The sequence below is a fragment of the Kitasatospora sp. NPDC050463 genome (assembly GCF_040655255.1).
Classification (GTDB): Bacteria; Actinomycetota; Actinomycetes; order Streptomycetales; family Streptomycetaceae; genus Kitasatospora.
In genome coordinates this window covers 79736-97111 of record NZ_JBFAJO010000036.1, presented here as the reverse complement: position 1 = coordinate 97111, position 17376 = coordinate 79736, and the positions used below count along the sequence as shown (strand labels likewise).

General features: G+C 73.0%; 18 protein-coding genes. 3 read left to right on the top strand and 15 right to left on the bottom strand.

All coding sequences use genetic code 11. The annotated features are described in order from the left end of the window. Window positions 1–215: 215 nt before the first annotated feature. From era to hrcA, 15 genes are all read right to left on the bottom strand, one after another. On the bottom strand, window positions 216–1145 hold the full coding sequence (gene era, locus AB0J08_RS23040) for a GTPase Era (protein ID WP_360637252.1): 930 nt from the start codon (window positions 1143–1145) through the stop codon (window positions 216–218). 50 nt (window positions 1146–1195) lie between these two features. Continuing rightward, entirely contained in the window at window positions 1196–1357 is a 162-nt protein-coding gene (locus tag AB0J08_RS23035; protein WP_360637250.1) for a hypothetical protein, read from the bottom strand. A 140-nt stretch (window positions 1358–1497) separates the two neighbouring features. Then, on the bottom strand, window positions 1498–1851 hold the full coding sequence (locus AB0J08_RS23030; RefSeq protein WP_360637247.1) for a cytidine deaminase: 354 nt from the start codon (window positions 1849–1851) through the stop codon (window positions 1498–1500). A 59-nt stretch (window positions 1852–1910) separates the two neighbouring features. Continuing rightward, on the bottom strand, window positions 1911–2450 hold the full coding sequence (locus AB0J08_RS23025; protein ID WP_360637244.1) for a DUF4383 domain-containing protein: 540 nt from the start codon (window positions 2448–2450) through the stop codon (window positions 1911–1913). A 101-nt stretch (window positions 2451–2551) separates the two neighbouring features. Then, complete coding sequence (locus AB0J08_RS23020; protein WP_360637241.1) at window positions 2552–2788, bottom strand: hypothetical protein; 237 nt, start codon at window positions 2786–2788, stop codon at window positions 2552–2554. A gap of 32 nt (window positions 2789–2820) precedes the next feature. Next, window positions 2821–4146: a hemolysin family protein gene (locus AB0J08_RS23015; protein WP_360637238.1), complete on the bottom strand. Its 1326-nt coding sequence runs from the start codon at window positions 4144–4146 to the stop codon at window positions 2821–2823. A gap of 19 nt (window positions 4147–4165) precedes the next feature. Continuing rightward, window positions 4166–4660, bottom strand: coding sequence for an rRNA maturation RNase YbeY (gene ybeY / locus AB0J08_RS23010; RefSeq protein WP_360637235.1), 495 nt, complete (start codon window positions 4658–4660; stop codon window positions 4166–4168). 14 nt (window positions 4661–4674) lie between these two features. Next, window positions 4675–5706: a PhoH family protein gene (locus AB0J08_RS23005; protein WP_360637270.1), complete on the bottom strand. Its 1032-nt coding sequence runs from the start codon at window positions 5704–5706 to the stop codon at window positions 4675–4677. Between the two features lie 288 nt (window positions 5707–5994). Then, a complete protein-coding gene (locus AB0J08_RS23000; RefSeq protein ID WP_360637232.1) occupies window positions 5995–6918 on the bottom strand; it encodes a ribonuclease Z in 924 nt (307 codons plus the stop codon). A 5-nt stretch (window positions 6919–6923) separates the two neighbouring features. Next, window positions 6924–7277, bottom strand: a complete 354-nt coding sequence (locus AB0J08_RS22995; protein ID WP_360637229.1) for a histidine triad nucleotide-binding protein — start codon at window positions 7275–7277, stop codon at window positions 6924–6926. A 52-nt stretch (window positions 7278–7329) separates the two neighbouring features. Then, window positions 7330–7992 (bottom strand): RDD family protein, encoded by a 663-nt coding sequence (locus AB0J08_RS22990; RefSeq protein ID WP_360637227.1) that lies wholly within the window; start codon window positions 7990–7992, stop codon window positions 7330–7332. Between the two features lie 139 nt (window positions 7993–8131). Continuing rightward, window positions 8132–11404 carry a PDZ domain-containing protein gene (locus tag AB0J08_RS22985; protein ID WP_360637224.1) on the bottom strand — a complete coding sequence of 1091 codons (3273 nt, stop codon included), beginning with the start codon at window positions 11402–11404 and terminating at the stop codon, window positions 8132–8134. Between the two features lie 102 nt (window positions 11405–11506). After that, complete coding sequence (locus AB0J08_RS22980) at window positions 11507–12256, bottom strand: 16S rRNA (uracil(1498)-N(3))-methyltransferase (RefSeq protein ID WP_360637221.1); 750 nt, start codon at window positions 12254–12256, stop codon at window positions 11507–11509. Window positions 12257–12344: 88 nt separating this feature from the next. Further along, the gene (gene dnaJ, locus AB0J08_RS22975; RefSeq protein ID WP_360637218.1) at window positions 12345–13484 is read right to left on the bottom strand and encodes a molecular chaperone DnaJ; all 1140 of its coding nucleotides are present in this window, start codon (window positions 13482–13484) and stop codon (window positions 12345–12347) included. Window positions 13485–13560: 76 nt separating this feature from the next. Continuing rightward, a complete protein-coding gene (gene hrcA / locus AB0J08_RS22970) occupies window positions 13561–14595 on the bottom strand; it encodes a heat-inducible transcriptional repressor HrcA (RefSeq protein WP_360637215.1) in 1035 nt (344 codons plus the stop codon). A gap of 261 nt (window positions 14596–14856) precedes the next feature. Here hrcA and htpX point away from each other — a divergent pair, with 261 nt between their 5' ends. The 3 genes from htpX to AB0J08_RS22955 are packed head-to-tail and all read left to right on the top strand — an operon-like array spanning window position 14857 to window position 17278. Then, window positions 14857–15786 carry a zinc metalloprotease HtpX gene (gene htpX, locus AB0J08_RS22965; RefSeq protein WP_360637212.1) on the top strand — a complete coding sequence of 310 codons (930 nt, stop codon included), beginning with the start codon at window positions 14857–14859 and terminating at the stop codon, window positions 15784–15786. A gap of 30 nt (window positions 15787–15816) precedes the next feature. Then, the gene (locus AB0J08_RS22960; protein ID WP_360637209.1) at window positions 15817–16401 is read left to right on the top strand and encodes a hypothetical protein; all 585 of its coding nucleotides are present in this window, start codon (window positions 15817–15819) and stop codon (window positions 16399–16401) included. 43 nt (window positions 16402–16444) lie between these two features. Further along, complete coding sequence (locus AB0J08_RS22955) at window positions 16445–17278, top strand: DUF3097 domain-containing protein (RefSeq protein WP_360637207.1); 834 nt, start codon at window positions 16445–16447, stop codon at window positions 17276–17278. Window positions 17279–17376 lie beyond the last annotated feature (98 nt).

The following is a 17376-nucleotide window of genomic DNA, read 5'->3' as shown; positions in this document are numbered from 1 at the left end:
AGGACCCCAAGCCGTTCACCTGGACCAAGACCGCCGATGAGATCCTCGACTCCCTCGCCCGCTTCTGCCGACGGATCTCCGGCGCAGGACACTAGTGCCGCGGCAGCGGCCCTGCACGCGGCCTGTACGCGGCCTCCCCCCGGCAGTGGGCCGGACGGCGCAGGGCCCGTCCGGACGCGGTCGTCCGGACGGGCCCTGCTCGGTGCGGGGCGGGCTCAGAAGCCCAGCTTGCGCAGCTGCTTCGGGTCACGCTGCCAGTCCTTGGCCACCTTGACGTGCAGGTCCAGGTAGACCGGCGTGCCGAGCAGCGCCTCGATGTGCTTGCGGGCGGTGGTGCCGACGTGCTTCAGCCGCGCGCCCTTGGCCCCGATCACGATGGCCTTCTGGCTCTGCCGCTCGATGTAGACGTTCGCGTGGATGTCCAGCAGCGGGCGGTCCGCCGGGCGGTCCTCGCGCGGGATCATCTCCTCGACCACCACGGCGAGCGAGTGCGGCAGCTCGTCCCGGACGCCCTCCAGGGCCGCCTCCCGGATCAGCTCGGCGACCATGATCTGCTCGGGCTCGTCGGTGAGGTCACCGTCCGGGTAGAGCGGCATGCCCTCCGGGAGCAGCTTGGTGATCAGCTCGGCGACCAGCTGGACCTGCTTGTCGCCGACCGCCGAGACCGGGATGATCTCGGCCCACTCGATGCCCAGCTCGGCGCCGAGCTGGTGGACGGCGATCAGCTGCTCGGCCAGCCGCTTGGAGTCGACCAGGTCGGTCTTGGTGACGATGGCCACCTTGGGGGTCTTCTTGATGTCGGCGAGTTCCTTGGCGATGAACTTGTCGCCGGGGCCGAGCTTCTGGTCGGCGGGCAGGCAGAAGCCGATCACGTCGACCTCGGCCCAGGTGGAGCGGACCAGGTCGTTCAGGCGCTCGCCGAGCAGGGTGCGCGGCTTGTGCAGCCCCGGGGTGTCGACCAGCACGAGCTGGGCGTCCGGGCGGTGCACGATGCCGCGCACGGTGTGCCGGGTGGTCTGCGGACGGTCGGAGGTGATCGCGACCTTCGTCCCCACCAGGGCGTTGGTCAGGGTCGACTTGCCCGCGTTGGGCCGGCCGACGAAGCACGCGAAGCCGGAGCGGTACGAGGAGGAAGGGGCACTCATGGGCTCCATTCTCCCTGATCACCGGGAGCTCGACGGACAGGCCGCCCCCGTCAGCCCTTTTTGCCGCCCAGGACGGCGGAGATTCCGCTGATCAGAACGATCAGGAGGAAGGTCACCGAGCCCCAGAGCCAGAACGGCGATCCGGTCTCCTGCCACTTGCCCATCCCCATGACGCCCAGCAGCAGCCCCGCGAAGAACGCGAACGGCCCCATGTCCCCAGCCCCCTCACCGCCATCACTACCGGTGAGATTATCTGCGGATATTGCTGGGTCGGGCGCCCGGGTTCCCCCGAGCGCCCGTCGGTGCCCCGCGCGGCCCCGAAGGCCCCGAAGGCCCCGAAGGCCAGCCGGCCTCAGCGGGCCCGGGCCGCGACCTTCAGCGCGCCGTCCGGCCCGGCCAGCAGCACCGGGGTCCCGGCCCCGCCGAGGTCCCGCACGGCGGCCAGATCGGCCTCGGCGGGCTCCCCGGCCTCGCTCACCACGGCCGCCGCCTCCAGCGACGTCGCGCCGCTGGCCACCGCCATCGCCACCGCCGTCTGCAGCGCGCTGAGCCGCAGCGACTCCAGCGCGACCGTGCCGGCCACATAGGTGCGCCCGGTCTCGTCGCGCACCGCGGCCCCCTCCGCGACGCCGTTGCGGGCGCGTGCGGAGCGGGCCAGGGTGATGATCTTCTTGTCTTCGGGGTCGAGCTCGACGATGTCACTCATGGCGCCGAGCATAGGACGCCCCGCTCACCGGCCGTCCACACCCTCCGCCGCGGCCGGCCTCAGTGGCCGATCGGGTTGGGCGGCCCCGGCCGCATGACCTTGACGAAGGTCTTCGGACCGTTCGGCAACGGCTCCTCGTCCTCGACCCGCTTGCGCCAGTACGGGTTGTCGTGCGGCAGGTGGCTGCTGACCCGGCCGTACATCCCGAAGGTCACCACGACCATCCCGAAGACGAACGCGAACAGCACGTTGGACATCCGGAAGTTGAGGATGTTGGCGTCCGGCCGGCCGAGCACCGCCAGACCGTAGAAACCGGAGAGCACGAAGAGGATGCCCACCACCATGTTGAGGTTGGCGGCGAAGTTCCCTCCGATGACGGCGCCGAGGACGAGGATCGCGCCCACCACGATGGAGAGGATCGCGAGTGCGCCGTTGGTCGACAGTCCGGCGATGTCATCGCCACGGGTGGACAGGAAGCCCGGATGGTCCGCCAGCCCGAGGATCCCGAACACGATCAGGAAGACCCCGCCGAGCCCCGCCCCGGTCCGCCAGACCAGGAGCAGCCGGTGGTCGACGGGCAGTTCGTCTTGCAGCTTCATGGTGACCTCCACCATGGGACGTCGAACGGCCTTCGTTCACGCCGCTCCGGTCACGGGGCGGCGTACGGCCCGGTCGCGGGGGTGGCAGCCCCCGCCCGTGCCTAGCTGTAGGGGTGGCTCCCCTCCATGTGCGGCACCTCGTGCATGTACAGCGAGCCGCACTGCTGGCAGCAGCGCAGCCCGGTGCCCCACTCCTCGTCCGGCCGGCTCTCGGCATCGGTGTCCATCGTCCGGCCGCACAGGGCCGTCGTCGGATCCGTGGCCCGGACGACGTGCCAGGACTTCGCCCCGGCCGACCGACCCTGCGGGCCGTACTCCGCGCGCAGTAGATGAGTCATGACGCCATCGTCGCCCCGCGGCCGCCCGAACGCTACTCGCCGGGCTCCTGGACGGCCCGGGCCGAGACCCGGACGGGGGTGGCGACCATCGAGCCGATCCGGTTGCGGCGGCCCGCCGAGCTCTCGGCGGTCAGCCGGATCGCGGTCAGGTCGGTGGCCGCGTCCTCGGGCAGCGGGATCTCGCAGGACGAGCCCGGGATCGGCACCCGGCCGAGGTGCTTGGCGAGCAGGCCGCCGACGGTCTCGACGTCCTCGTCCTCCAGCTCGATCCCGAACAGCTCGCCCAGGTCCTCGACCAGCAGCCGGGCGGTGATCCGGTACGAGCCGTCACCGAGGTCCTCGACCGGCGCGATCTCCCGGTCGTACTCGTCGGTGATCTCGCCGACGATCTCCTCCAGGATGTCCTCGATGGTGACCAGCCCGGCCGTGCCGCCGTACTCGTCGATCACGATCGCCACGTGCGAGCGGCGCTGCTGCATCTCCCGCAGCAGGTCACCGGCCGCCTTGGAGTCCGGGACGAAGACCGCCGGCCGCATCACCGCGCCGACCTCCTCGGACTCGGCCTCCCGGTTGATGTGGGTGCGCCGCACCAGGTCCTTGAGGTAGACGATGCCGACCACGTCGTCCTCGTTGTCGCCGACCACCGGGATGCGCGAGAAGCCCGAACGCAGCGCCAGCGTGAGCGCCTGACGGACGGTCTTGTGCCGCTCGATCATCACCAGGTCGGTGCGCGGCACCATCACCTCACGGACGATGGTGTCGCCCAGCTCGAAGACCGAGTGCACCATCCGGCGCTCCTCGTCCTCGATCAGGTCGTCCTTCCCGGCGAGGTCGACCAGCGCGCGCAGCTCCGCCTCGGAGGCGAACGGCCCCTCGCGGTAGCCCTTGCCCGGGGTCAGCGCGTTGCCGAGCAGGATCAGCAGCCGCGGGATCGGGCCGAGCACGCCGGCCAACGGCAGCAGCACGAAGGAGGCCGCGGTGGCGGTGGTCAGCGGGTGCTGGCGCCCGATCGTGCGCGGCGAGACGCCGACCGCCACGAAGGACACCAGCACCATCACGCCGAACGCCAGCAGCACGGCCTGCCAGGTGGAGTCCAGGCTCCGCACGCAGACCACGGTGACCAGGACGGCCGCCGCCATCTCGCTGGCCACCCGGATCAGGGTGGCCAGGTTGAGGTAGCGGATCGGGTCGGAGGCCAGCGCCAGCAACCGGGCCGAGCCCCGCCGGCCGGCCCGGACGGCCTCCTCCGCGCGGAACCGGGAGACCCGGGAGATACCCGCCTCGGCGCATGCGGCCAGCCAGCCGAGGACGACCAGCAGCACGGCACCCAGGATGAAACTCGTACTCTCACCACTCACAGGGGTTCGGGCTCCGCGCTCAGTGGGTGGTGGGGGCCGGGGAGATGCCGCCCAGGCCGCGGCCGGCCCGCCAGCCGTCCAGGATCGCCTTCTGGAGGCCGAACATCTCCTCCTCCTCCTCCGGCTCCTCGTGGTCGTAACCGAGCACGTGCAGCACCCCGTGGACGGTGAGCAGCTGCAGCTCCTCGTCCATCGAGTGCTTGGACGGGGCCGCCTTGCCCTGCTGCTCGGCCACCTCGGGGCAGAGCACGATGTCGCCGAGCAGGCCCTGCGGCAGCTCCTCGCCCTCCTTGCCGGGACGCAGCTCGTCCATCGGGAAGGACATCACGTCGGTCGGGCCGGGGAGGTCCATCCACTGGATGTGCAGCTCCTCCATCGCCGCACCGTCCACCAGGATCACGGACAGTTCTGACTGCGGGTGGATCCGCATCTTGTCCAGCGCGTAGCGGGCGACGTCGAGGATGGACTCCTCGTCGGCGTCCCAACCGGACTCATTGGCGATGTCGATCGACATGACGGGCTGGTTACTCAGCTTTCGGTGCGATGGGACTGTCGGGGTGCGCGTGCTGCGGTCGTCTTGCCGGGGCGCCGTTGGTCGGACTTGCGGGCCGACGGAGCGTTCTCCTCGGCCTCCTGCCGGGCGTCCCAGCGCTCGTACGCGTCCACGATCCGGCCGACCAGCTTGTGGCGGACCACGTCGGAGCTGGTGAGGACGGAGAAGTGGATGTCGGGCACGTCGACCAGGATCTCCTGGACGACCTTGAGGCCGCTGCGGGTGCTGCCCGGGAGGTCGATCTGGCTGGTGTCGCCGGTGACGACCACCCGGGAGTTGAACCCGAGGCGGGTGAGGAACATCTTCATCTGTTCGGGCGAGGTGTTCTGGGCCTCGTCGAGGATGATGAAGGCGTCGTTGAGGGTCCGGCCGCGCATGTAGGCGAGCGGGGCGACCTCGATGGTGCCGGCCGCCATCAAGCGCGGGATGGAGTCCGGGTCCATCATGTCGTGCAGCGCGTCGTAGAGCGGGCGCAGGTACGGGTCGATCTTGTCGAAGAGGGTGCCGGGCAGGAAACCCAGCCGCTCCCCCGCCTCGACGGCCGGACGGGTCAGGATGATCCGATTGACCTCCTTGGCCTGGAGGGCCTGGACGGCCTTGGCCATCGCGAGGTAGGTCTTGCCGGTACCGGCCGGGCCGAGGCCGAAGACGATGGTGTGCTTGTCGATCGCGTCGACGTAGCGCTGCTGGTTGAGCGTCTTGGGGCGGATGGTGCGGCCGCGGTTGGACAGGATGTTCGCCGTGAACACCTGCGACGGCACCGGGCTGTCCGGGTCGTCGACGGCGCTCCGGAGCATGGCGATGGAACGCTCCACGGCGTCCTCCGTCAGGGGTTGGCCGGCGCGCAGCACCAGCATCATCTCGTTGAAGAGCTGCTGCACGAGGGCGACCTCGGCGCGCTCTCCGGTGGCGGTCACCTCGTTGCCGCGGACGTGGATGTCCGCGGCGGGGAAGCCTCGCTCGATCACTCGCAGCAGCGAGTCCGCAGTGCCGAGCAGGGTGACCATCGGGTGCTTCTCGGGGATGACGATCCGGGCGCTGGTGCGGCCCTCGTCGGCCGGTTCGGGGCGCGACTGTCCGTTCGTACGGGTCTGCGATGTGTCACTCATAGGTCGGCGCTGAGGCCTGCCTCATCCCATCCGTGGTCTCGTGGTGCCGCTCGATCCTTCCGGGGCACCAGGGTACGCCGCGAGCGTGATCGCTGCGGCGGGCGGCGGGGCCGCACCCGACGATGCTGCGGCAGATCGGAGGACGGCGCGAGCGGTTTTCCGCCCGGCCCCGGCCGGGCCGCGCACTCACGACCGCCGTCGGGGCGGCACGGGCACCCGGGCCAGGTCCTCGGCCAGCACGACGGTGCCGTCGAAGTGCTTGCGGGCGTCGGCGAGGTGCTGGCCGAGGTCCGGGTAGCGCTGCGAGAAGTGGGTCAGCACGAGGGTGCCCGCGCCGGCCTCGGCGGCGACCTTGCCGGCCTGGCCGGCGGTGAGGTGGCCGTGCTCCTCGGCGAGCCGGGTGTCGGCGTCGGTGAAGGTGGCCTCGATGACCAGCAGGTCGGCGCCCTCGGCGAGTTCGTGGACGCCCTCGCAGAGCCGGGTGTCCATCACGAAGGCGAACCGCTGGCCGCGCCGGAGCTCGCTGACCTGGTCGAGGGTGACGGACCGGCCGTTCGACTCGATCGCGCCCAGGTGCTGGAGCCGGCCGACGTCCGGGCCCGCGATGCCCAGCGCGGCCAGCCGCTCGGGCACCAGCCGGCGGCCGTCCGGCTCGGTGAGCCGGTAGCCGAAGGACTCGACGGGGTGCGAGAGCCGGACGGCGTCCAGCGCGAAGCGGGCGCCGGGCGCGGGCAGCGGGCCGGGCTCGTCGATCGGGCGGGGGCGCAGCACCGCCGTCTCGTGGAAGGCCGTGGCGTGCCGCAGCCGCTCGAAGTAGACCTCCCCGGAGGCCGGGAAGTAGATGTCCACCGGATGCGGGACGCGGTCCAGGTTGATCCGCTGGATCACCCCGGCGAGACCCAGGCTGTGGTCGCCGTGGAAGTGGGTGACCGCGATCCGGGTGATCTGGGTGGCGGAGACCCCGGCGTGCAGCATCTGGCGCTGGGTGCCCTCGCCGGGGTCGAACAGCAGGCCCTCGCCGTCCCAGCGCAGCAGGTAGCCGTTGTGGTTGCGGTGCCGGGTCGGTACCTGGCTGGCCGTGCCGAGGACGACGAGTTCGCGCTGTGACACGTCGTTCAGACCATGCGCTCGTTCATCGGGATGCCGCCGAGGACGTGGACGTGGGCGTGGAAGACCGTCTGACCGGCGCCGGCCCCGGTGTTGAAGATCAGCCGGTAGTCCTCGATGCCCTCGTCCCTGGCGACCTCGCCGGCCTCGGCGAGGAGCTCGCCGGCGATCTGCGGCTCGGCGGCGGCCAGCGCGGCCGCGTTCGGGTAGTGCACGTGCGGGATGACCAGGACGTGGGTCGGGGCCTTCGGGGCGATGTCCCGGAAGGCCAGGACGCGCTCGGTCTTGCGCACCACGGTGGCCGGGATCTCGCCGGCCACGATCTTGCAGAACAGGCAGTCGGGCTGCGGCTCGCCGGCCATCGGGGTCTCCTCGCGGTGTCGCACGGTGTCGGTCTGGGCGTACGGCCGCATGCTAGCCGAGCCGCCCGGTCGCCTGCTGGTACTCGCGCAGGTGCTTGCGGCGGACCGCGCGGACCCCGACGGCCGTCCCCTCCGACTCCGGCTCCTCGGTCAGCAGGCCGACCACCACGATGACGTAGCCGAGCAGCCAGCGCTTGGTGAGCCGCCAGGTGTGCGGGCGGCTGCCGTCCTTGTGGCGGATCACCCGGACGGCCAGGACGCCCTTGCCCAGGCTGAAGCCGGTCAGGCGGGCGAGCAGCACCTGGTTGGCGAAGGAGGCCCCGAAGAAGACGCCGACCAGGGTGGCGAAGTAGACGCCGACCGGGCCGTCCGGGCCGCTCGCCGCCTTGGCGGCGGCGAAGCCGGCCGCGAGGGCCAGCACACCGTCGAGGGTGGCGGCGAGGAACCGCCGGATGCTGCCGGCCTCCTCGGGCCGCCGCACCCAGGGGGCGTGGGCCTGCTGGGGCCGGGGCTGGGGCTGGGAGTACGGCTGGGGCTGGGAGTACGGCTGGGCGTGGGACTGCGGCGGGTACTGGCCGTGCGCCTGCTGCGGCGGGTACGGCTGCGCGCCGTAGGGGCCCTGACCGTACGGCGGCTGCCCGTACACGGGCTGTCCGGACGGCGGCTGCCCGTACGCAGGCTGCCCGTACGGCGCCTGCGGATAGCCCTGTGCCATGTGCGCTCCCCCGTGAGCCGGCGACCGGCCGACGACCGGTCTTGATCAAGAACAGCCCCGCATCCTACCCGCCGCGGAGCGGGCCGCCCGGGGTGCCCGGCCGCCCGCTCCGGACACCCCCGCCGGACCTACGCCGGACCTACCCCGGACCCTCTGCCGGACCCTGCGCCCACGGCAGCGGCGGCGGCGTGCTGGCCGGGGTCTCGGCCAGCATCGCCAGGGCGATCCGGACGCCCTCGGCGAGCTGCGGGTCCTCCCCCGCGGCCCACTGGTGCGGCGCGACCGGCACCTCGACGTCCGGGTCGACGCCGTGGTTCTCCACGCCCCAGCCGTACCCCTCCAGCCAGAACGCGTACTTGGGCTGGGTCACCAGGGTGCCGTCCACCAGGCTGTACTTGCTGTCGATGCCGATCACGCCGCCCCACGTCCGGGTGCCGACCACCGGGCCGAGCTTCAGTGCCTGGATGGCGGCGTTGACGATGTCGCCGTCCGAGCCGGAGAACTCGTCGGCCAGCGCCACGATCGGCCCGCGCGGCGCGTCACCGGGATAGGGCACCGGGTTGGCGAGGTCCCGGGCGACGTTCCAGCCGACGATCCGCCGGGCCAGCTTCTCGATCACCAGCTGCGAGGTGTGGCCGCCGCGGTTCTCCCGGATGTCGACGATCACGCCCTCCCGGGCCATCTCCGACCGCAGGTCGCGGTGGATCTGGGCCCAGCCGGTGCTCTGCATGTCGGGGATGTGCAGGTAGCCGAGCCGCCCGCCGGACAGCTCCCGGACGGCGGCCCGGCGGCCGACCACCCAGTCGTGGTAGCGCAGCGGCTCGTCGTCGGCGAGCGGGACGACCACCGGGTGGCGCCGGTCGGTGCCGTCCCTGCCGGCCACCGTCAGCTCCACCGGCTGCCCGGCGGTGCCGGCCAGCAACGGGGCCGGGCCGGCCACCTCGTCCACCGGCCGGCCGTTGACGGCCAGGATCGCGTCGCCCGGGCGGACGGCGGCGCCCGGCGCGGCCAGCGGCGAGCGGGCCCGCGGGTCGGAGGACTCGCCGGGCAGGATCCGGGCGATCCGCCAGACGTCGCCGTCCTTCACCAGGTCGGCACCGAGCTTGCCCTGCCGGCGGGCGGCCTCGGTGTGCGTGCCGTAGGGCACCACGTAGGCGTGTGAGGTGCCCAGCTCGCCGTGCACCTCCCAGAGCAGGTCGACCAGGTCGTCGTGCGAGCCGAGGCGCTCCACCAGAGGCCGGTAGCGGTCCAGGACGGCGGCCCAGGGCAGGCCGCCGAGGTCGGGGCGCCAGAAGTTGTCGCGCATCAGGCGGCCGTTCTCGTCGTACATCTGCCGCCACTCGGCAGCCGGGTCGACGGTCACCCGCAGCCGGTCGAGATCGACGTCGATCTCGTCGTCCTCGCCGACCGCCTTGTGGTCGGCCGGGACGATCCGCAGCTCGCCCTCGTCCAGCACGGCGACCCGGGTGCCGTCGCCACTGACCTCGAACGCGTCCAGGCCGTCGACCAGTTGCTCGGCGCGGCGCTTGCGCAGGTCGAACCGCTCCAGCGCGGGACGCGCCTCGTCGTCCTCCAACGAGGCCGCGTCGTCGCCGAGTTCACCCGTGAGCGGGATCCTGGTCCAGAGCACGCCGTCCTTGGCGGCCGCCAGCTCACCGAACCGGCCGCCCTCGACCGGGAAGGGGACGATCCGGTCGGCGATCCCGTCCAGGTCGACCCGGGTGGCGGGCGGGGCGTCACCGGTGCCCTCCTCGCCGTCCGTCTTCTTGCCCTTGGGCTCGTCGTCCTCCCCGCCGGCCGGCCGCCCGGACCGCCGCGGCCCGAACGGCGAGGGCGTGTCGGCGGCCAGGGTGACCAGGTACGGGCGGCAGCCGTTCGGGAACGACAGGTCGAAGACGTGCGAGTCGTAGACCGGATCGAAGTTGCGGACCGAGAGGAAGGCCAGGTGGCGGCCGTCGGCGGTGAAGGCCGGCGAGGTGTCGATGAAGCGCGCCGGAGTGACCTCGCCGACCGTGCGGGTGGCCAGGTTGGCCAGCATGATCTGGCGCAGCGACCAGGCCCCGAAGCCGGGGCACGGCCGCGACCAGGCCAGCCAGGCGGAGTCCGGGCTGAACGCCAGCCCGCTGACCTCGCCGTCGGTACTGCGGTCCAGCTCGTGCACCGTCCCGTCGGCGAGCGTGACCAGCAGCACCCGGCCGTCGTGCGAGCCGACCGCCGCCTGCTTGCCGTCCGGCGAGACGGCCAGCGCGCGGACCCGGCCCAGCTGTCCGGCGGCCAGCCGGCGGCGCTCGTCGCCCAGCACGGCGGGGGCGTACTCGATGGCGTCGTCGCCCTCGGCGTCGGTCACCCAGAGCACGCCCTGCGCGCCGTCCTCGCCGGGCACCACCCGGGCCCGCCGGGCCCGCACGCCGGGTGTTTCCTCCAGCACCCGGGCCGGGCCCTCCCGGTGCGGCAGCCAGTGCACGCTGCCGCGCACCACGACCGCGCCGGCCCGGCCGGTGCGGTCGGGGACGGCGGTCTCCAGCCAGTGCGCGGCCGCCACCGGGCGGGGCCGCCGGCCGGCCCGGGGTCCGGAGGGCCGGACGTCCAGCCGGCGCGGCTCGGCGCCGTCGAGGTCGTCCAGCAGCCAGAGGTCGCCCGCCCGGTGCCAGATCACCCGGGTGCCGTCGGTGGTGGCGCCGCGGGCGTAGAAGCCCTCCTCGGAGGTGGTGTGGCGGCGCAGGCCGCTGCCGTCGGGGAGGCTGGAGTAGAGCTCGCCGACGCCCTCGTGGTCGGCCAGGAAGGCGATCCGGGTACCACCGGGCGTGTCGACCCAGAGCGGCGAGTCGATGTGCCCGTCCAGTTCCTCGTGGACGCGGCCGAACTCCCCGGCGCCGATCCAGAGCTTGCCGACCCGGCCGCCCCGGTAGCGCTTCCACCGCGCGGGCTCCGCGCCGGCCGCCGAGAGCAGCAGCACGCGGTCGCCGCCCGGCTCGTGGGCCAGCCCGCCGATCGGCCCGTACGGCAGCCGCTGCGGCTCACCGCCGTCCAGCGGCACGGCGTGCGCCCAGGTGCGGCGCAGGGTGGACTGCCCGGCGGAGGTGGTGGCGATCGGGCGGCCGTCGGCCGTCCAGCCCTGCAGCTGCGTCTGGTCGCTGCCCCAGTACGTCAGCCGGCGGGAGGGCCCGCCGTCCACCGGCGCGACGTGCACCTCGGGTGCGCCGTCGCGGGTCGATACGAAGGCGATGTGCCGCCCGTCCGGCGAGAAGCGCGGGCGGCGGACGGGGACGTGATCGGCCGTCAGTCGCCAGGGCCGGCCACCGTCCAGCGGGGCCAGCCAGACGTCGTTCTCCGCGACGAAGGTGATCAGGTCACCGCGCAGGTGCGGATGGCGCAGGTACGCGCCGCCAGGGGTGCTCGGGGATTCGCTCACAGCGGCACCCTACGCACCGGTCCGGGCGGCGCGCCCCGGGTTTCGCCGAGGCCGCCCCTACGGGGGACGAAAGGGCACCCGGCTCGCACGGCGAACGGGCGCTCAGCCCCATCGGCCGGTGCGGCCCAGCAGCAGGGCGCCGGCGGCCACCCCGGCGGTCGAGGTGCGCAGCACCGAGGGCCCGAGCCGGTACGGCCCGGCGCCGGCCTCGGCGAAGGCGGCCAGCTCCTCCGGGGAGACCCCGCCCTCGGGGCCGACCACCAGCACGATGTCCCCGCTGTCGGGCAGCGCGGCGCCGGCCAGCGGCTCGGCGCCCTCCTCGTGCAGCACCGCGGCGAGGGCGGCACGGGCCAGGACGGGCGCCAGCTGCCGGGTGGTCGCGAGCTCGCGGACCTCGGGGAAGCGCAGCCGGCGGGACTGCTTGCCCGCCTCGCGGGCGGTGGCCCGCCACTTGGCGAGCGCCTTGGCGCCGCGCTCGCCCTTCCACTGGGTGATGCAGCGGGAGGCGGCCCACGGGATCACCACGTCCACGCCGACCTCGGTCATGGTCTCCACCGCCAGCTCCCCGCGGTCGCCCTTGGGCAGCGCCTGGACGACGACGATCCGCGGCGCCGGCTCGGCCTCCCGGCGGACCGCGGCCACCGTCACCTCGACCGCGTCCTTGCCGTGGACGGCCGTGACCGTGCCGTCGACCCCGAGGCCGAGCCCGTCGGCCAGGGTCACCGCCTCGCCCGGCTCCAGCCGCTTCACGGCGGCGGCGTGCCGCCCCTCCGGGCCGTCCAGCCGGACCACCGCGCCGGGGGCGGCGGAGGCGAGCTGCGCGGTCTCGACGACGAACACGGGCGCGGTCATGGCGGTTCCTGGGAGTCGGGGGGGGACGGGCGGGGGAACGACGGCGCCCGGTGACCCGCCGGAGCGGGGTCACCGGGCGCCGGTGCGGTCAGCGGCCGTTGAAGGCGTCCTTCAGCCGGGAGAACAACCCCTGCTGGCCGGGCGCGAACTGGCCGGACGGCCGCTCCTCGCCGCGCAGCACCGCGAGGCGGCGCAGCAGGTCCTCCTGCTCGGGGTCGAGCTTGGAGGGCGTCTGCACCTCGACGTGCACTATCAAGTCGCCGCGGCCGCCGCCGCGCAGATGGGTGATGCCGCGGCCGTGCAGCGGGATCGACTGGCCGGACTGGGTGCCGGGCCGGATGTCGACCTCCTCCAGCCCGTCCAGGGTCTGCAGCGGCACCTGGGTGCCGAGCGAGGCGGCCGTCATCGGGATGGTGACCGTGCAGTGCAGGTCGTCGCCGCGGCGCTGGAAGGTCGCGTGGGTGGTCTCGGCGATCTCGACGTAGAGGTCGCCGGCGGGGCCGCCGCCGGGGCCGACCTCGCCCTCGCCGGCCAGCTGGATCCGGGTGCCGTTGTCGACACCGGCCGGGATCTTGACGGTCAGGGTGCGGCGGGCCCGCACGCGGCCGTCGCCGGCGCACTCCGGGCACGGGGTCGGCACGACGGTGCCGAAGCCCTGGCACTGCGGGCAGGGCCGGGAGGTCATGACCTGGCCCAGGAAGGACCGGGTGACCTGGGAGACCTCGCCCTTGCCGCGACACATGTCACAGGTCTGCGCGGAGGTGCCGGGAGCGGCCCCCTCGCCGCTGCAGGTGGTGCAGGTGACGGCCGTGTCGACCTGGAGTTCCTTGGTGGTGCCGAACGCGGCCTCCTCCAGGGTGATCTCCAGCCGGATCATGGCGTCCTGGCCGCGCCGGGTGCGCGAGCGCGGGCCGCGCTGACCGGAGGCCGCGCCGAAGAACGCGTCCATGATGTCGGAGAAGCCGAATCCGGCCGCGCCCGCGCCGAAGCCGCCCGCGCCGCCGCCGTTGGGCGAGAGGGGATCCCCGCCGAGGTCGTAGACCTGCCGCTTCTGCGGGTCGGAGAGGACCTCGTAGGCGGCGTTGATCTCCTTGAACCGCTCCTGCGTCTTCGGGTCCGGGTTGACGTCCGGGTGCAGTTCGCGCGCCAGGCGCCGGAACGCCTTCTTGATCTCGTCCTGCCCCGCATCCCGTCGGACGCCGAGTACCGCGTAGTAGTCCGTGGCCACCAAATGCTCCGCTTGTTCCGCCTGTAGAAGTGCTTGCGACTGGTACCGGTGTCACCCGTGCGACACCGGTCGTTCCCTACGACTCGGCCAGGATCTGGCCCACGTACCGTGCCACCGCTCGCACCGCCCCCATTGTGCCCGGATAGTCCATCCGGGTCGGACCGATCACACCCAGCTTGGCCACGCTCTCGTCGCCCGAACCGTAACCGACGGAGACGACCGAGGTGGAATTGAGCCCTTCGTACGCGTTCTCCCGACCGATCCGGACCGTCATCCCGGCGTCGGCGGTCTCGCCCAGCAGGCGGAGCAGGATGACCTGCTCCTCCAGTGCTTCCAGCACCGGCTGGATGGTGAGCGGGAAGTCGTGGCCGAAGCGGGTCAGGTTGGCCGTGCCGGCCAGCATGATCCGCTCCTCGTTCTGCTCGGCGAGCGCCTCGAAGAGCGTCGCCAGGACGACGGTGACCGCCGGCCGGTCCGCCGCCTCGAACATCGCCGGGAGCTCGTCCAGCAGCCCCGGCACCTCGGGCAGCCGCACACCGACGGCCCGTGCGTTGATCCTGGCACGCAGGTCCGCGAGGACCACCTCGCCGACCGTGCCCGGGCAGTCGACCATCCGCTGCTCGACCCGGCCGGTGTTGGTGATCAGGACCAGCATCACCTTCGCCGGAGCCAGCGCGACGAGCTCGATGTGACGCACCGTGGACCGGGAGAGCGAGGGGTACTGGACCACCGCGACCTGCCGGGTGAGCTGGGCGAGCAGCCGGACCGTACGGGCGACCACGTCGTCCAGGTCCACCGCGCCGTCCAGGAAGTGCCGGATGGCCCGCCGCTCGGGCGCGCTCATCGGCTTGACCTCGGCCAGCCGGTCGACGAACAGGCGGTACCCCTTGTCGGTGGGGATCCGTCCGGCGCTGGTGTGCGGCTGGTGGATGAAGCCGTCCTCCTCCAGCGCGGCCATGTCGTTGCGGACGGTGGCCGGGGAGACCCCGAGGTTGTGTCGTTCGACGAGGGCCTTGGAGCCGACCGGCTCCTCGGTGCCCACATAGTCCTGGACGATGGCGCGGAGCACGGCGAGCTTGCGTTCGTCGAGCTGTCGGACCTCACCGGCCATGGGGCACGCACCTCCCTCTTCGCACGTTGTCCGTGGTGACATTGTCCGTTCTGGCATGTTCCGGGCCGCTCTGGGCGGACCGCGGCTTTGGCACTCCGAACAGACGAGTGCCAGAACCGTACCTGCCAGTGTAAGGCCCGGGTCCGACGGCAGGAACGGCCCCGCCGGGGTGATCCTGCCCGCACTCCGCGGCACGCGGGTGATGCCGCGGGCCCGGCCGGGTGGCAGCATCGATAGCGAACGGCGAACGGAGGACCAGCGATGTCGACCTCGGGCCAGCACACCCGCTTCGCACCGGACCGCGGCCTGACCGGCCGGATGGTCGGGACGATGTTCGTGATCGGGCTGCTGTACGTCGGATTCACCGGCCTGTTGATCGCGCTGCTGCGCGGCGCCTGGCCACTGATCGTGCTGATCTCCGGCGGGCTGTTCGTGGCCCAGTTCTGGTTCAGCGACAAGATCACCGAGCGGGCGATGGGCGCCCACCGGGTGACCCCGGAGCAGTACCCCCAGCTGCACGGCACCGTCGACCGGCTCTGCGCGCTCGCCGACATGCCCAAACCGCGGGTGGCGGTCGCCGACAACGACATGCCGAACGCCTTCGCGACCGGCCGCAACCCGCAGAACGCGGTGGTCTGCGTCACCACCGGGCTGCTGCGGCGGCTGGAGCCCGAGGAACTGGAGGGCGTCCTGGCCCACGAACTGTCGCACGTCGCCCACCGGGACGTCGCGGTGATGACCGTCGCCGGGTTCCTCGGAGTGCTGGCCGGGGCGATGACCCGGATCGCGATGTACGGCGGTTTCATGGGCGGCGCCCGCAACAGCAACGACTCCAACGCCGCGATCGCCGCGCTGGTCATCCCGCTGGTGTCGGTCGTGGTGTACGCGATCAGCTTCCTGCTGACCCGGCTGCTCTCCCGCTACCGGGAGCTGGCGGCCGACCGGGCGGCCGCCCAGCTCACCGGCCGGCCCAGCGCGCTGGCCTCGGCACTGACCAAGGTGACCGGCCAGATCGCCGCGATCCCGACCAAGGACCTGCGCCAGGCGCAGGCGTACAACGCCTTCTACTTCGCCCCGGCGCTGAGCGCCCGGGACGCCGCCTCGCAGCTGTTCTCCACCCACCCGTCGCTGGAGAAGCGGCTGGAGCAGCTGGAGCAGCTGGCGAGGATCTCCACCCAGCTCGGCCGCTGAGCCGCCGCACGAACCCCGGAGGGGACCGCCGTGGGAATCCTGGACGCGCTGTTCGGCCGCACCAAGCCCGTCAGGCCCGATCTCGACCAGCTGTTCGGCGTGCCGTCGGCCGCGCTGACCCTGGAGGCGGCGGCCGGCTTCCGGCCGACCGGTGTCGGGTCGGTCTGCTTCGCCTCCGTCGAGGGCGGGGCGTTCGTCGAGGTCGAGCGGCAGGTCCGGGCCCTGCTGGACGCCGACACCGAGCGCGGCGGCGTCCCGGTGGAGGCCTCCAAGGACGCCTACGGGTACTCCTGGCTGCTCGCCCGGCACACGCCCGAGGAGCTGCCGGAGCTGGTCAACGACCTGCACGCGGTCAACAGCGAGCTGGAGGCGAACGGCTTCGGCCCGCAGCTGCTCTGCTCGCTGGTGGGCTTCCGCGGCGCCGAGGGGCAGCCGCTGGCGCTGGTCTACCTGTACAAACGCGGCACCTTCTACCCGTTCGCGCCGGTGCCGGGCGGTGGGGAGAAGCGCAACAGCCCGCTGGAGCTGCAGGTCAACGCCATGCTGGGGAACGACCTACGGCTGGAGAAGGACCTCACCCGCTGGTTCCCGGTCTGGGGCGCGCCGGGCCTGTGAGGGCCCTCGGCGCCGGCCGGTGCCGCTGCCTATAGTCGGCTGCATGCGCAGCCGCCAGTACGGACCGGACCTCACCCCGCCGTGGAAGAGGCAACAGCCCGCCCCCGAAGTACCCGCCGAGCGGGACCTCGTGGTCGAGGAGGCCGCGACCGGTTTCTGCGGGGCGGTGGTGCGCTGCGAGAAGACCGCCGAGGGGCTCACCGTCACCCTGGAGGACCGCTTCGGCAAGCACCGGGTCTTCCCGCTGGTCCCGCGCGGCTTCCTGCTCGACGGGAGGGCGGTCACCCTGGTCCGGCCCGCCGGCGCCGCACCGGCGCCCTCCCGGGCCCCGGGCCGGACGGCCTCCGGTTCGGTCGCCGTCCCCGGCGCCCGGGCCCGGGTCGCCCGGGAGTCGCGGATCTACGTCGAGGGACGGCACGACGCCGAGCTGGTCGAGCGGGTCTGGGGCGACGACCTGCGGATCGAGGGCGTGGTCGTCGAGTACCTGGAGGGCATCGACGACCTGCCGGCGATCGTCGCCGACTTCGCCCCCGGCCCCGGCCGCCGGCTCGGCGTCCTGGTCGACCACCTGCTCCCCGGCACCAAGGAGCACCGGATCGCCGCCCGGGTCACCGGCACGGCGGTGCTGGTCGCCGGCCACCCGTACATCGACGTCTGGCAGGCCGTGAAGCCCTCCTCCGTCGGCATCCCCGGCTGGCCGGACGTCCCGTACGGCGAGGTCTGGAAGGAGGGCGTCTGCCGCCGCCTCGGCTGGCCGGTGGACACCCCCGCCGCGTGGAAGCGGATCCTCGCCTCGGTCGACTCCTACAAGGACCTGGAACCCGCACTGCTGGCCAAGGTGGAGGAACTGATCGACTTCGTGACTCTGGCCGAGTGACTACGCGTACGTCCGGAACTCCGAGGTGTCCAGGACCAGGCCGAGCAGGTCCGGGTTCTCGAAGATCCCGGTAGTCGCACGCCCCCTCCGACGGCTGG

Excerpts from the sequence above, each read along its gene's own strand:
- AB0J08_RS23020 (WP_360637241.1), bottom strand. The coding sequence starts at position 2,788 with ATGACTCATCTACTGCGCGCGGAGTACGGCCCGCAGGGTCGGTCGGCC.
- ybeY (WP_360637235.1), bottom strand. The coding sequence starts at position 4,660 with ATGTCGATCGACATCGCCAATGAGTCCGGTTGGGACGCCGACGAGGAG.
- htpX (WP_360637212.1), top strand. The coding sequence starts at position 14,857 with ATGTCGACCTCGGGCCAGCACACCCGCTTCGCACCGGACCGCGGCCTG.
- AB0J08_RS22955 (WP_360637207.1), top strand. The coding sequence starts at position 16,445 with ATGCGCAGCCGCCAGTACGGACCGGACCTCACCCCGCCGTGGAAGAGG.
- AB0J08_RS22995 (WP_360637229.1), bottom strand. The coding sequence starts at position 7,277 with ATGGCCGGCGAGCCGCAGCCCGACTGCCTGTTCTGCAAGATCGTGGCC.
- era (WP_360637252.1), bottom strand. The coding sequence starts at position 1,145 with ATGAGTGCCCCTTCCTCCTCGTACCGCTCCGGCTTCGCGTGCTTCGTC.
- AB0J08_RS23030 (WP_360637247.1), bottom strand. The coding sequence starts at position 1,851 with ATGAGTGACATCGTCGAGCTCGACCCCGAAGACAAGAAGATCATCACC.
- hrcA (WP_360637215.1), bottom strand. The coding sequence starts at position 14,595 with ATGGCCGGTGAGGTCCGACAGCTCGACGAACGCAAGCTCGCCGTGCTC.
- AB0J08_RS22990 (WP_360637227.1), bottom strand. The coding sequence starts at position 7,992 with ATGGCACAGGGCTATCCGCAGGCGCCGTACGGGCAGCCTGCGTACGGG.
- AB0J08_RS22980 (WP_360637221.1), bottom strand. The coding sequence starts at position 12,256 with ATGACCGCGCCCGTGTTCGTCGTCGAGACCGCGCAGCTCGCCTCCGCC.
- AB0J08_RS23025 (WP_360637244.1), bottom strand. The coding sequence starts at position 2,450 with ATGAAGCTGCAAGACGAACTGCCCGTCGACCACCGGCTGCTCCTGGTC.
- AB0J08_RS23035 (WP_360637250.1), bottom strand. The coding sequence starts at position 1,357 with ATGGGGCCGTTCGCGTTCTTCGCGGGGCTGCTGCTGGGCGTCATGGGG.
- AB0J08_RS23005 (WP_360637270.1), bottom strand. The coding sequence starts at position 5,706 with ATGGTCACCCTGCTCGGCACTGCGGACTCGCTGCTGCGAGTGATCGAG.